Source organism: Sulfurimonas denitrificans DSM 1251 (assembly GCF_000012965.1).
GTDB classification, from domain to species: Bacteria; Campylobacterota; Campylobacteria; order Campylobacterales; family Sulfurimonadaceae; genus Sulfurimonas; species Sulfurimonas denitrificans.
In genome coordinates this window covers 774,904-788,159 of sequence record NC_007575.1, presented here as the reverse complement: position 1 = coordinate 788,159, position 13,256 = coordinate 774,904, and the positions used below count along the sequence as shown (strand labels likewise).

11 protein-coding genes are annotated in these 13,256 nt (G+C 35.2%); 6 read left to right on the top strand and 5 right to left on the bottom strand.

Annotation, left to right across the window (positions count from 1 at the left end):
* Positions 1-26: 26 nt before the first annotated feature.
* Genes SUDEN_RS03970 through SUDEN_RS03945 form a run of 6 tightly spaced genes read left to right on the top strand, consistent with a single transcriptional unit; the run spans position 27 to position 6,716 of the window.
* Complete coding sequence (locus tag SUDEN_RS03970; RefSeq protein ID WP_011372391.1) at positions 27-1,163, top strand: succinyldiaminopimelate transaminase; 1,137 nt, start codon at positions 27-29, stop codon at positions 1,161-1,163.
* Positions 1,160-1,666 (top strand): hypothetical protein, encoded by a 507-nt coding sequence (locus SUDEN_RS03965; RefSeq protein ID WP_011372390.1) that lies wholly within the window; start codon positions 1,160-1,162, stop codon positions 1,664-1,666. Before SUDEN_RS03970 ends, SUDEN_RS03965 begins: the two co-directional genes overlap by 4 nt.
* A gap of 4 nt (positions 1,667-1,670) precedes the next feature.
* Complete coding sequence (gene murC, locus SUDEN_RS03960) at positions 1,671-2,984, top strand: UDP-N-acetylmuramate--L-alanine ligase (protein WP_011372389.1); 1,314 nt, start codon at positions 1,671-1,673, stop codon at positions 2,982-2,984.
* The gene (locus tag SUDEN_RS03955; protein ID WP_011372388.1) at positions 2,984-3,313 is read left to right on the top strand and encodes a hypothetical protein; all 330 of its coding nucleotides are present in this window, start codon (positions 2,984-2,986) and stop codon (positions 3,311-3,313) included. The genes murC and SUDEN_RS03955 overlap by 1 nt, the downstream gene beginning before the upstream one ends.
* Positions 3,304-5,526, top strand: a complete 2,223-nt coding sequence (locus tag SUDEN_RS03950; protein WP_011372387.1) for an endonuclease MutS2 — start codon at positions 3,304-3,306, stop codon at positions 5,524-5,526. Before SUDEN_RS03955 ends, SUDEN_RS03950 begins: the two co-directional genes overlap by 10 nt.
* Positions 5,526-6,716 carry an NAD(P)/FAD-dependent oxidoreductase gene (locus SUDEN_RS03945; protein ID WP_011372386.1) on the top strand — a complete coding sequence of 397 codons (1,191 nt, stop codon included), beginning with the start codon at positions 5,526-5,528 and terminating at the stop codon, positions 6,714-6,716. Before SUDEN_RS03950 ends, SUDEN_RS03945 begins: the two co-directional genes overlap by 1 nt.
* On the opposite strand, the gene pgaD is transcribed toward SUDEN_RS03945, so the two are convergent.
* The 5 genes from pgaD to SUDEN_RS03920 form a co-directional block, all read right to left on the bottom strand.
* On the bottom strand, positions 6,713-7,150 hold the full coding sequence (gene pgaD / locus SUDEN_RS11200) for a poly-beta-1,6-N-acetyl-D-glucosamine biosynthesis protein PgaD (RefSeq protein ID WP_011372385.1): 438 nt from the start codon (positions 7,148-7,150) through the stop codon (positions 6,713-6,715). The two genes, SUDEN_RS03945 and pgaD, sit on opposite strands and share 4 nt — an antisense overlap.
* Positions 7,151-7,152: 2 nt before the next feature.
* The gene (pgaC, locus tag SUDEN_RS03935) at positions 7,153-8,454 is read right to left on the bottom strand and encodes a poly-beta-1,6-N-acetyl-D-glucosamine synthase (RefSeq protein WP_011372384.1); all 1,302 of its coding nucleotides are present in this window, start codon (positions 8,452-8,454) and stop codon (positions 7,153-7,155) included.
* Between the two features lie 9 nt (positions 8,455-8,463).
* A complete protein-coding gene (gene pgaB, locus SUDEN_RS03930; RefSeq protein WP_238374824.1) occupies positions 8,464-10,473 on the bottom strand; it encodes a poly-beta-1,6-N-acetyl-D-glucosamine N-deacetylase PgaB in 2,010 nt (669 codons plus the stop codon).
* A 163-nt stretch (positions 10,474-10,636) separates the two neighbouring features.
* On the bottom strand, positions 10,637-12,487 hold the full coding sequence (locus tag SUDEN_RS03925) for a sensor histidine kinase (RefSeq protein ID WP_011372382.1): 1,851 nt from the start codon (positions 12,485-12,487) through the stop codon (positions 10,637-10,639).
* Between the two features lies 1 nt (position 12,488).
* Positions 12,489-13,166 carry a response regulator transcription factor gene (locus SUDEN_RS03920; protein ID WP_041672464.1) on the bottom strand — a complete coding sequence of 226 codons (678 nt, stop codon included), beginning with the start codon at positions 13,164-13,166 and terminating at the stop codon, positions 12,489-12,491.
* Positions 13,167-13,256 lie beyond the last annotated feature (90 nt).

Sequence of the window (13,256 nt, the reverse complement as noted above, 5' to 3'; positions counted from 1 at the left end):
TTCGCCCATAATAAAGGGCGAAAACAATGAATTTTGAACCATATCCATTTGAAAAATTAAACACTTTACTTCAAGGTATCACTCCAAATAGTGAGTATGAATCTTCAATTTTAACTATTGGTGAACCGCAGTTTGAAACACCTCATTTTATTCAAAAAGCTCTTTGCAATAGTGCAGCACAACTTAGAAAGTACCCTAAAACAGCGGGGGAAGATGAGTTAAGAGAGGCACAAAGGGAGTTTGTTGAAAAAAGATTTAATGTTAAACTCACAGACAAAGAGATAATTCCAACTTTTGGAACAAGAGAAGTTCTCTTTAACTTTCCTCAGTTTTTTCTCTTTGATAAAAAAGAACCTACAATCGCTTTTACAAACCCTTTTTATCAGATATATGAGGGTGCCGCAATTGCTTCAAGAGCAAAGAGTATTTATCTTAACTTGACTCAAGAGAATGGTTTTAAACCTGAGATAGATGAGGAGAAACTCTCATCTTGCCATTTAGTAATTTTAAACTCTCCAAACAACCCAACAACTTCAACCCTAAGTCTTGAAGAACTCTCCATCTGGGTTAAGCTAGCTTTAAAATATGATTTTGTACTCTTAAACGATGAGTGTTATAGTGAAATATATACAAAAAATCCAACTCCATCACTTCTTGAAGCTTCTCTACATGTAGGAAATAGTAGTTTTAAAAATGTGCTAGTCATTAACTCAATTTCAAAACGCTCATCAGCTCCAGGGCTTCGTTCAGGTTTTATCGCTGGAGATGAGAATATCCTAAGAGAGTATATCAACTACAGAACTTACATAGGGTGTGCCTCGCCTCTTCCGCTTCAAAGTGCAGCAGCAGCGGCATGGAGAGAAGAAGAACATGTAGAAGAAGCAAGAGAGATTTATAAGAAAAATTTTGAAGCAGCACGTGAAATTTTGGAAATTGAGATTCCAGAAGCTACCTTTTATTTATGGTTAAGAGTTCCAAATGCATTAGAATTTACAAAAAAACTATATAAAAACTACAATGTAAAAGTCCTCCCAGGCGAGTACTTGGGCAGAGATGATGAAAACGGTTTCAATCCAGGAAAAGATTTTATTAGAATCGCTCTAGTAGAAGATACACAAAAAATCAAAAGTGCGCTAAAGAGAATAAAGGAGTGTTTATCATGAATAGTGTTGAAATATTAAAAGAAGAGATATTAAAAGCTCAAAAAAATGGCGATATTGCATCACTATATGTACTTGAGCGAAGAGCACATGAGGTTTTTGATGAAGATACTCTTGGCTCATATTATGCAAATATATTAGATTTAGCCTTAGAGAGACTCACAGACACATTAGAGTCTCACAGAGCAATGGATATGGAAGAAGTTCAAGACTTTGCAACACTAAGAGCGCTTTATGAGTATGCTATTGAGAACTACAGTGCAGGTAAAATATCTGATGCGAGTGCACTTTTTGAAGTCTTAAGTGGTCTTAGCAACTCCAACGAGTTCTCAGATGCACTAAAAATTCACGCTCTTGCATCTGAAAAAGATATCTCACTTGATAATTTTATCGATAATATTGCTGATTTAGATGCAACAAGTGAAGCTGGAACTTTTTATATAAGCTGTTTTAAAACCAAAGAGGCACAAAAATTGCTAGAAAACTCCCAAATAGATGGGGAGTAACTATATGAAAATTCATTTTATCGGAATTGGTGGCATAGGGATATCTGGTTTAGCACAATATATGCGCTATAAGGGGCATGAAGTTAGCGGCTCTGATATATCTGATGGTCTTATCACTAAAAAACTTCGCTCCCTTGGCATAAAAGTTACAGTTCCACATGACGCTTCTGCTATCAGCAATCAAGATTTAGTTATCCACTCTGCTATAATTCGCCCTGACAATCCAGAAATAGTAGAAGCAAAAACAAGAGGAATTGAAGTTTTAGCCAGACGTGAGGCATTACTGCGCATTTTAGATACTTCAAAAGTTTACTCTGTTGCTGGCGCTCATGGTAAAAGTACAACTACTGCAATACTCAGTGCTATAATGGACGGCTCCGCTATTATTGGTGCTGAATCAAAAGCATTTGGTTCAAATGTAAGGTACGACGCAAGTAGCGATATTATGATTTTTGAAGCGGATGAGAGTGATGGAAGTTTTATAAACTCAAATCCTCACTGCTCAATAGTTGTAAATGCTGAGCCAGAACACATGGAATACTATGACTACAACTTCGAACTATTTTATGACTCATATAAAACTTTTATAAAATCTGCACCATGTCGTATTTTAAACGCTGAAGACCCATTTTTGAGTAAACTTATCGGTGAAATTGAAGCAAACTGGCTCTATCCTAGCAAAGAGATTACAGAACTAAAATTTGTACTTATAGATGATGAACCACACACTAGATTTACTCTAAGAGATTTGGGGAGTTTTGATGTTTGGGGATTTGGAAAACATATAGCACTTGATGCCTCTTTAGCGATTTTGGCAGCAAATGAGTCTATGGATATTGAGTTGATACGAGAGAAAATATTGACTTTTAAAGGCATTAAGAAACGTTTTGATATCGTTGGAGCACAGAGCGATAGAGTGATTATTGATGATTATGGTCACCATCCAACAGAGATAAAAGCAACATTTGAATCTTTAAAAGAGTATGCGCTTCTTAAAGGTTTTGATAAAATCACAGCGATTTGGCAGCCACATAAATACTCTCGCACTATTGATAACTTAGAAGAGTTTATAAAGTGCTTTGAGGGAGCTGCGGAGCTTATCATACTTCCAGTTTGGCCAGCTGGAGAGGCAATGCGAGAGATTGATTTTAAAGAGAAATTTAAGCGATACAACCTAATAATGGCTGATAATATCTCAAGAGCAAACAATACAATTACTATTATAAAAGACAAAGAGGAGCTAAAAACTCTAGATAAAGGTTTAATTATAGGTTTTGGTGCTGGAGATTTGACTTATCAAATCAGAGGAACTGCATAATGACATATATAGTTGGTGTTATAGTTGTAGGGCTATTTTTTTTAGCACTTCACTACCTTACGGATGTAACTTTTAAGCAAAAGATAGCAATAAGCGCTACTACGCTCCTTATAATCTTATCTGCCATCGCTTTTAACAGTTATACGGATAACCAAAGAGATAAGATGATGAACGTGGTTATGAAATTTAACCAAAACAGCACTATTACATGTGATGGAATTGATGTAAATAGTACAAACTTTACGCTTAGTATTGGCACTTATACTTTTATAGGTAAGGAAAAAACTCCATTTTATGGTCAGATGATTAGCGTCTCTAAATGCCAATAATTGCTCCAACAAAGATTGATTTACTTATCAATCAGCTCGATTTAAATGAGCATATAAACTCTTTTAAAAGTTTCTTCTCTCGTGATGACTCTCTCTTTATGGAGGGCGATCAAGAACTTCACTACCGTTACATCAAATCACTTGATGCTATAGAGTTTAAAGCTCCTCCAAAAGTAGCTGACTTTACAAATATAAAACTTCATCTTCAAAAGCGTGGTGTATTGCACTTTGAGCAGATTTTTGAGATTGTAAAAGTTGTTCGCTATTTTCGCTACTTTAAAAACAAAAATCTCCAAAGCATTATCGGTGAGTGGATGGATAAGTTTGTCATTGAGCCAAAATTTTTTGAAGTTGAGAAGTACTTTACACATGATGGCAAATTTGAAGAAAATCTTGATGAGACTCTTTTTGCCCTTGGCTCAAGAATCAAAGAGCAAAAAGCAACTATAAACAGTTCACTAAAGCGACTCACATCAAGTTCAAAAATTACGCCATACCTTATAGACAGCCAACTACATCTCATAAATGATGAAGAAGCTCTTTTGGTTCGTGGTGGATTTAACCATGTCCTAAAAGGCGCAATAGTAGGCAGAAGCAGCAGTGGAGGCTTCTATGTCTCACCAGATAGCATACTAAAGGCAAAAGAGCAAATTCGCTACATCACTCAAGAGCGAGAAGCAATTTTTTATACTTATGCAAAAGAGTTTTCATCAAAACTCTCAGATCTTTTACCCTTTATAAATTTTATAGACAAAGAGTTTACTAAATTTGACAATTATCAAGCTAGAGTTTTGTTTGCAAAGAGTAAAAATCTATCACTCATAAAATCAAAAAAAGATTCAAAAATCACTCTGGAGGGTTTTATCCACCCTGCTCTGCACCATGCAAAACCTATACATGTAGATTTTTCTAAAAATATCTTAATGATAACTGGTGTAAACGCTGGTGGAAAAACTATGCTTTTAAAGTCGATTTTAAGTGCCGCTTTTATGGCGAAGTATATCATCCCAATGAAATTAAACGAGCATAAATCACATATTGGAAATTTTAAAGGCATTCATGCAATCATTGACGACCCTCAAAATGTCAAAAATGATATATCTACATTTGCAGGGCGTATGCAGCAGTTTTCAAAGATTTTTGAACATAGAGATGCACTTATCGGAGTTGATGAGATAGAGCTTGGAACCGATAGTGACGAAGCAGCAGCTCTATTTAAAGTCATCCTTGATGAGTTAATTTTAAGAGGGCAAAAGATAGTAGTCACAACCCATCACAAACGCCTTGCCGCTCTTATGGCTGATCGTGATGATGTAGAACTTATGGCGGCGATTTATGATGAGCAAAATAGAGTTCCAACTTATGAGTTTATGCACGGGATTATCGGTAAAAGTTACGCATTTGAGACTGCAAGCAGATATGGAATCTCAAACAAAATCGTTAATGAGGCAAAAGCCGTTTATGGCGATAACAGTGAGAAGCTAAATATTCTTATAGAGAGAGGCTCACAGCTTGAGCGAGAGTTGAAACAAAAACATAAAATAGTCGATGAAAAGCTACAGAACATAACACTCAAAGAGTTAGAGTTAAAAGAGATAAAAGAGTCTCTCTTTAAAGAGCTAGATAGAGAAAAAAGCGCCCTTAAAGAGAGTTATGAAATCGCCATAAATGAGGCAAAAGCAGCTGCTCGAGCTGGAGATACACAAGCTATTCATAGAGCTATGAACAAGGCAAAAGAGAAACTTCCACAAACCACAAACGAACCAAAAATCGCTCAAATTGCAGAATTTAACATCGGTGATAACGTAAAATACCATAGCAAAAAAGGTGTGATTGTAGCTATGAAAGATAAAAAAGAGGCTATTGTAGAAGTTGATGGGATGAGAGTAAGAGTACAAACATCACAACTAAAACATACTCAAATTATAAAGCAAAAACCAAGAACTGACGTAAATCTACAAGTTCAAAAAAGAGCGGGATTAAAATGCGATTTGCATGGCATGAGAGCCGAAGAAGCCAACGAAGTATTAGACAAATTTATCTCAGACGCACTTATAAACGGTTGGGATGAAGTGATAGTCTATCACGGCATAGGAACGGGAAAACTCTCTTACGCAGTCAAAGAGTTTCTAAAAGCTCACCCAAGAGTCAAAAAATTTGAAGACGCACCACAACACATGGGTGGTTTTGGGGCGAAAATAGTGACTCTGTAATGAAAAAAGTAGCGATTATCGGTGGTGGTGCAAGCGGGCTTTTATGTGCAATATTTTGTGCTAAAGAGAGACTACATGTAGATATTTTTGAGCAAAACTCCAAATGTGCAAAAAAGATTCTGGTTTCAGGAAACGGTCGTTGTAACATTACAAACACAAATCTTACATGTAACGATTACTTCTCGCAAAATCCGCTCTTTATGGATTATGCATTAAAAGAGTTCGGCTTTTTGGAGTTTGAGAAATTTTGTCAAAGTATCGGGCTTTTGCTAGACATAAAAGATGATGGACGAGTTTATCCGTTAAGTAATGAGGCAAAAAGCGTTGCATCTTTATTGATTAATTATGCTAAAAATCTCGGTGTAAGTTTTCATACGGACACAAAAATAACTGATATTAAAAAACTCTTAAGTGAATATGACGCGGTTGTCGTAGCAACAGGCTCAGAGGCGGCTTCACATCTAGGCGGAAACAGTGACGGAGTGGAGTTTGCAAAAGAGTTTGGGCATAATATTGTCCCGACCTACCCATCTCTTGTTCAACTTCATCTTGACTCTAAAATCGTAAAAAAGATGAGCGGAGCTAAAGTTGATGGTGAAGTCACACTTTTTATAAACAGCAAAAAAGAGCTTACATGTAATGGAGATATCCTTTTTAGCGACTACGGTGCTTCAGGTTTTGCGATACTAGACATCTCTCAAGGAGCAAGTGTTGCTTTGATGGAGCATTTACATGTAAGCATCTCGATAAATCTGCTTCCCGCTTTTAATGCACAAAAACTCTCATCTCACATAAGCTCTCTTGCTCAAAATATGCCTCAATTTACTATTTTGGATATTTTAGCGGGGCTTGTTCCCTTAAAAATTGCTCAAGCTCTTTTAGAAGATTTGGGTATTTTGGCTTCTACATGTAATAATGAAATCAACATAAAACTCGCCAAAAAAATAGCAAATCAGCTCTTAAACTGGCGTTTTGACGTAACTGACACGCATGGTTTCAGACATGGGGAAGTTGCAGGCGGCGGAGTAGATACAACAGAGATAAATCCAAAAACTTTTGAATCGCTAAAGCAAAAAAATCTCTACTTCTGCGGAGAGGTGCTAGATGTTGTGGGCAAAAGAGGCGGATACAACTTTGCCTTTGCCTGGGCAAGTGGACACCTTGCTGCAAAGGCTATAAACAGAAACTAAATCTTATTTTCAATATTTGCAATATGACCGTTGTCGTCATGATAGATTGTAATTAGTTGAGAGTCCATTGTTTCTCGCAGTTTTGTGCTATCTACCTTAAAATAGTTAGCATACTCATCAAACTTATAAATAAAATGCTCACTAGGAGCAACGTGGCGATTTAACCACGACAAAATAAACAAAACGGTGGGTGTTGCAACGAGCATAAGCAGAGCATGTTCAACCGTAACTGCTGATATCTCATCAAAAATTACTTTTGATATCTCATCTACATGCGCATCAAGAGTAACAATGTTATAAAAAACTATCAGTAAAGGCTTCCACAAATATATCCAACCAGCCCACAGCAAAATAGTTACTATGTCCCAGCCAATTTTTTTTGAAAAAGGCAACTCATGGCGTTGATTGATAATTAAAGTTTTTTTCTTCTTCATCTCTATCCCTTTTTACTCTTTGTGGATTGTTGATGCACCCCTCTATCAGGGCTAACCCATCTAGCACGACCTTTTTTACCAAAGAGAACCTTTGGAAGGGCTGCAACTGCCGTAAAGAGATTTAAAAACCAAAAAGCAAATGGATACCATATCATCCAAAAATAATTTTTTCCCAGACCTTCATCATAGTGTCCATCAAGCCACTTGCTTACTCCAAACTGCACCAAACATGCACCAATCAAGATAACGCTCCCTTGATCTGGCAAAATTGGAGATTCGCTTGGCGCAAGATACCCAATAGGAAAGAGCAGTCCAAAAATCCAAACTAAAATTACTAAAACCATTGTATATGCCCAAACCATACTAAGAAGCAACTCTATCATAAGCCCCCAAAGATGCGTCTGTTTATACAAAAATAGAACTTTAAAGTTTTTAAACATAACCTGTGCACCACCCATAGCCCATCGCAGACGCTGTTTCCACAACCCTTTAATCGTCTCTGGCATCAAAATCCACACTAAAGATTTAGGCTCAAAACGAACATCCCAACCATTTCTTTGCAACTTCCATGTAATATCAATATCTTCTGTTAGCATATCAGGACTCCAATAACCAACCTCATGAACAGCAGATTTTCTAAAACCAGTAATTACACCAGAAACTGTAAATAGCCTCCCAAAACTACGCTGTGCACGCTTTATCATACCTACTATAGAGGAGAATTCTCCTACTTGTATCTTACCAAGAAGGCTTGTGCGGTTCCTTATTCTTGGATTGCCTGTAACAGCTGCAACTTCTGGATAACGAATAAAGTGTTTAGCCATCCAATAAAGGCAGTATGGATCAATGAGTGCATCTCCATCTATACAAACCAAAAACTCATGTTTTGCTACAAGTGAGCCAGCTTGAAGAGCCAATGCTTTACCTTGATTTTGTGCTAGATTTACAACTTTTAATCTTGGATTGTCTTTTGCCAAAGAGAGCAATATATCCAAAGTATCATCTTTGCTTCCATCATTTATAGCTATTACTTCAAACTCTGGATATATTACATCAAGAGCATAAGTAATTGTCTCAATAGCATTTTCTCCCTCGTTATAGCAAGGAATTAAAATAGAGACTCCTGCCCAACTCTCATTCTCTCTCAACTCTGGGATACTCTGCTCTACATATCGCTTTTCACTCTTATAATAAAAAAATATCGCACCTATCATCCACAGAGTTGACATAAAAAGCGGATAGTAAAACACATATCCAAGCATTGCATGCCAGATATAGTGCCACCAGATAAAAAATGTTTCCATAAACTACTCCTAGTTGTTTGGTGTAGTAAAACTCTGTGTTAAATCATACATTCGCAAATCTTTTTTTGCAAAATCTTCTCTTATAACATCAACATTAGGAACATTTTTATAGAGATTGTCTGGATAATATGCAATATGATGAACTCCTAAATTATAAAGATGCTCTATAGTTTGGCTAAGCTCTTTTGATGAAATGGGCTCACTATTTTTTCTCCAATCCACGCTTTGAAGCTCCATAACGGTACGCTCTAATCCACATTCATCCTCTTTTACATGTTTTACAATATTGTTATAAAACTCTATATGATTCTCAGCTTGTTCCATATATGGCATCGCCATAATCGCTGTGTAGTCATATTTTTTTATCGATTCACTTAGTGATTGAGCGTACCACTCTTTTGCATTCTCATCAAGAGCTACTTGTGCATATAGATTACGTGCTGTTTTTATTCCCGGTTGCTCATCTCTTAATATTTGAGCAAGCTCCATTGCAAAATCATCCAAATACTCGGTTTTTAGTTTAGTCCACTTTGCAAATTGCACTTTATCTGCTCTTATCCCATTAACACTTTGAGATAATCCCCATTTTTTGTACTGCGCTCTTGCTGCTTTGCTATCATCCTCATAATCAGAGAGAGTAACATCATCATGAAATAAAATACCATCTATAAAAGTTGATTTTGCCAAATCCTCATAAATCTCTTTTATCACTTTTTGTGCTCTAGCAGAAAATGGTGAGAGTCGTGGATAGCCCATATTTAAGTGTGTTGGATCTACTTGAAGTGTAACTACCATATCTTTTGAGGCTGGATTTTCTGCTGGAAGTTGCCACGCAATCATAGGCATCCAAGCATAAACTCTACTTACCTGTGTTCTAGTTTTTATCTGCCAAGAGACTCTGTTGAAAAAATCTGCACGCATTGGTACATGTCGATTTGCAAAATATACAAAATCTGCCGCACCATTAGCATCAGGGTCTCCAAAAGCTTGAAGATAGACTGTGTTTACTCCCAAGTTATTTATACGGTCTAATAAAGCATCGAGATTTTTTTCTCTTTGTTGTAGGTCTTCATCATAGATATAATCCAAATCTATATGCGCAGCTTTTGTAGCTCTTGCATCATCTGTAAAGTTTGCATCTCTTATCGCCATTGCCAACTTCAAATCAGCAATATCCATTTTCCCCTCAACCAATATTCGTCTTAAGGCATTTAGTGGCGTATTTTTTGTATTGCTTCCATCATCGAGTGTTAGTCCGATAAACATTCCTAATTTCTCGGCAATTTTAGTAGCTTTTTTATTGTAGTAACCATAAGGCCAGACAATTACACGAGGTCTTTGCTCTGTATAGTTTTTTAAAAATGTAGCACTTTGGAGCAAATCATCATGGACACGTTTCTCATAACTTCTCTCACTTTCATAAGTCTCTTTATCTTCTAGCCACTCTCTAGCTTTTACAGCTGGAAGCTTGTTTCCTTGTGGATTTCCAACTATTCCTTTATGCAAAGCGTATGTATGACTTGCAATCTCTACCAAACCGCTAGAAATCATCTCTTTTATCTCTTCTTTGCTTAAAAACTTGCTTCTATCTATCATATGCCCATCAAAATCAACTCTCTCTTTTGACTTTAACCAACTGCCAACAACTGCTACAACGGTAGGGATTTTGTATTTTTTTATGATTGGAAAAGCATTTTCATAAACAGATTGATATCCATCATCAAATGTGAGTAAAACAGCCTTATCTAAGAGAGGTCTCTTATTTTTTCTATACTCTAAAATATCATCTACACTAACAAAATGATATCCATTATCTATAAGAAAGCGTATCTGCTCTTCAAAATTCTCTGGAGTAACTGTATAAGTTGAGTTTAGCGTTTCGCCTTTTGCGGCTATCTCGTGATAGCTAAGCACTGTAAACTCATTAACATTTCTATCTCTGCTACACAGAGTTGGAAGCTCATTTGCCATAACTGAATTGGCTACAACTAACACGAACACAAAAATTAATTTTAACATTGGTTTTAACATAGGGTATCTACTCCAGCACTCTTTAATATAGCTATAATCAAGTCTGATATTGTATCCCAATTTTTTTATAACTTAAAAATTCTTTCGACTTGCAAAACCAATTAATCAAAATTAAAATTATTACTCTACATTTTCTAAAGGTAAAGTTATACTAAAAACTATGCCTACATGAGTGTTTTTTTGCTTCAATTGTCCCTTTTAGTCTCTCATCTAACAACTTTTTTGCAAGAACTAAGCCAACACCGCTGCCTGCTCCTTTTTTAGAGCTAAAATACGAATCAAACAACTTCTTTAAATCACTCTGTTTTAGTCCGCCTCCGTTATCTTCTATATCTATTTTTATCTTATGCTCTAGTTTTTTTAGAGATATTTTTATCACTCTGTCTTTATCTTTAAAGTGAGTGAGTTGATAGATACTATTTTCTAAAATAATCATCAGGACATTTAAAAAACTGCTTCTATAAGAGTAGTAGTTTAAGTCATCGATATCTTTGATTAGACTTATCTTATTGGATGTGATTTCATCATGGAGTATTCTCAAGAGAGACTCTATCTCATCTTTGAAGCTAAACTTCTCTTTTTGCAAAGGGCTTGAGTAAAAGTTATATATATCATTTATGGTATCTTTGAGATACACAATGCTCTCTTTCATTTTTGGTAGAGTTTGAGCCCAGATTGTAGCAAAGTTTGTTTTATCTATTTCATGCGTAGCTTCTAGTAAAAAGATTTGAGAACCTAGTTGAGAAATGGGAGTTTTCCACTGATGCGTCATATTTGCTATAGTTTGTCCCATGGCTGTAAATCTTGCTTGTGAGATAATGAGCTCTTCATTTTCTTTTTTCTCTTTGTTTATCTCTTGAAGTTTTGCAAAAAGAGCAAGAAGTAAAAACAGTGCATCAAAAGTTATACCTATTGGAAGAAGTAGCCAGATACTCTCAAACATCTTAAAATAGCCTATTGTTATCATAAAAACATAAAGAAGTGCAGAGAGATAAACAACTTGCCCAAAAAGGTAAAAGATAGCTCCGGAGAGCTTCTTTTTTAAAGCCCATATAGAAGTGCCAATTAAACTCGGTATAAGCATAAATGCTGCTATATCGGTGTACTTTGTATAGTATCTTAACTCAGGATATTCAAATGCAAAGGCATAAAGCAACGTTATAGACATATAAACAAAAAGCATAAATACAAGGTACTTAAATATAAAAGTTTTTTTTGATGGTTTAAAAAATTGCAATGGAAAAAGTATAGAAAAAACTAAACTTAAAAAACCTATGAACCAGCTTAGATTATTGAGGTATTGCAAGTTGACATTGCCTAAAAACTGGTAAAGAACACCATTTATGTTTAGCTGGTAAACCAACAGCGACAAAGACATACCAACATAACTTAAAAATGCCAACTCTCTTGTAGCAAAAAATAGCATCAAGTTATAAAGACACAGTGTTATGATGACACCTGAAACTAAACCCCAAACTCCATTTTCTATACTTCTCATCTCTTCAAAATATTGTCGTATTTGGATAGACCAAATAGTTGATATACTTCCATAGCTCTCATGCATAACAAAAAAATCATACTTGCTTTGTGGTTCTAGCTTGAGTATAAAAGCACTTTTTCTAGTTTGAAGCTCTCTATCTTTTTTATCTCTCAAGTCACCTAGTTCAATGATTTTGAGTAAAACATCATCTTTGTACATGTAAACATCAACTACATCAATCCCAGGCTTAGAGTTCTCAAGATAAATCTCTTTTTCACTCTCACTTGTGTTGTGCAGTGAAAAATTAATCCAAATACGATGTTTTTTTGCTTTAAAATTGTTCTGTTTTAACTCTTGAAACTCACATTTTTTTATATCTTCTATGTTTTTACTTGAGTTTTCATCTATGTAAGTTGTAGAGACTTCAAAAAGAGAGGCTTTGTCAATCTTCTCATCACCAATATAAAAAACATTTGCATGTATCAAACTGCCAAAGAGTATGAGAAAAAGAAGGCTCTTCATTTTAGAGACTCTTTAAGATATACCCAATATCTTTGTGGTTTTGCATAAACTCTCTTCCTAGTTTCTTTCTGAGTCTATAGATGATGTTTTTTATGGCACCGACACTATAGTCATGGCTGTCATATACATAAAAACCCAACTCTTCATTAGATACAAGTATGTTTTTTTTGCTAAACATGTACTCAAACGCTCTCATCTCTAAAGCAGTCAGTTTGAGTGTTTTAGCATTTTTTTGAATATGATTTGATTCAATGTTATAAAAAATATCCTCACCTATCATAACTTCAACATCAGCACTGTTTTTTATCTCTTTTACACACTTTTTTAAAGTTTGTAAAAGTTTTTCGTAAATAATCGGTTTTTCAAGATACTCTATCAATTTTAAGGGAATGCAGTTCATAAGCTTCTCTTTTTGAGTATGACTGCTTAAAACTACTATAGGGATTGTTTGTGACATCTCTCTTATTTTTAAGATAAATTTATAACCATCTACTCTAGGCATCTCATAATCTGTAATAATTATATGAATATTGTTTTTTTTAAAAAGCTCAAGTGCCTCTTCTCCATCTGATGCTACATGTACTTTTAAAAAAAGCAAAGATAAAATCTTTGAGATATTTGCTTGAACTTCTAAGTCGTCTTCTGCATATAAAACACAAAAATTTTTAAATTCTACCAAAACAATACCCTCCATATTTATCTAAAGAGAGCGATTATATCCAATAGTTTTTGAATTTTATTTATTTGTGACTTTGTGGCGACTTTGCAA

What these genes read in the sequence shown, in the direction of transcription:
- SUDEN_RS03970 (WP_011372391.1), top strand. Translation starts at nt 27, where the DNA reads ATGAATTTTGAACCATATCCATTTGAAAAATTAAACACTTTACTTCAA.
- SUDEN_RS03965 (WP_011372390.1), top strand. Translation starts at nt 1,160, where the DNA reads ATGAATAGTGTTGAAATATTAAAAGAAGAGATATTAAAAGCTCAAAAA.
- murC (WP_011372389.1), top strand. Translation starts at nt 1,671, where the DNA reads ATGAAAATTCATTTTATCGGAATTGGTGGCATAGGGATATCTGGTTTA.
- SUDEN_RS03955 (WP_011372388.1), top strand. Translation starts at nt 2,984, where the DNA reads ATGACATATATAGTTGGTGTTATAGTTGTAGGGCTATTTTTTTTAGCA.
- SUDEN_RS03950 (WP_011372387.1), top strand. Translation starts at nt 3,304, where the DNA reads ATGCCAATAATTGCTCCAACAAAGATTGATTTACTTATCAATCAGCTC.
- SUDEN_RS03945 (WP_011372386.1), top strand. Translation starts at nt 5,526, where the DNA reads ATGAAAAAAGTAGCGATTATCGGTGGTGGTGCAAGCGGGCTTTTATGT.
- pgaD (WP_011372385.1), bottom strand. Translation starts at nt 7,150, where the DNA reads ATGAAGAAGAAAAAAACTTTAATTATCAATCAACGCCATGAGTTGCCT.
- pgaC (WP_011372384.1), bottom strand. Translation starts at nt 8,454, where the DNA reads ATGGAAACATTTTTTATCTGGTGGCACTATATCTGGCATGCAATGCTT.
- pgaB (WP_238374824.1), bottom strand. Translation starts at nt 10,473, where the DNA reads ATGTTAAAATTAATTTTTGTGTTCGTGTTAGTTGTAGCCAATTCAGTT.
- SUDEN_RS03925 (WP_011372382.1), bottom strand. Translation starts at nt 12,487, where the DNA reads ATGAAGAGCCTTCTTTTTCTCATACTCTTTGGCAGTTTGATACATGCA.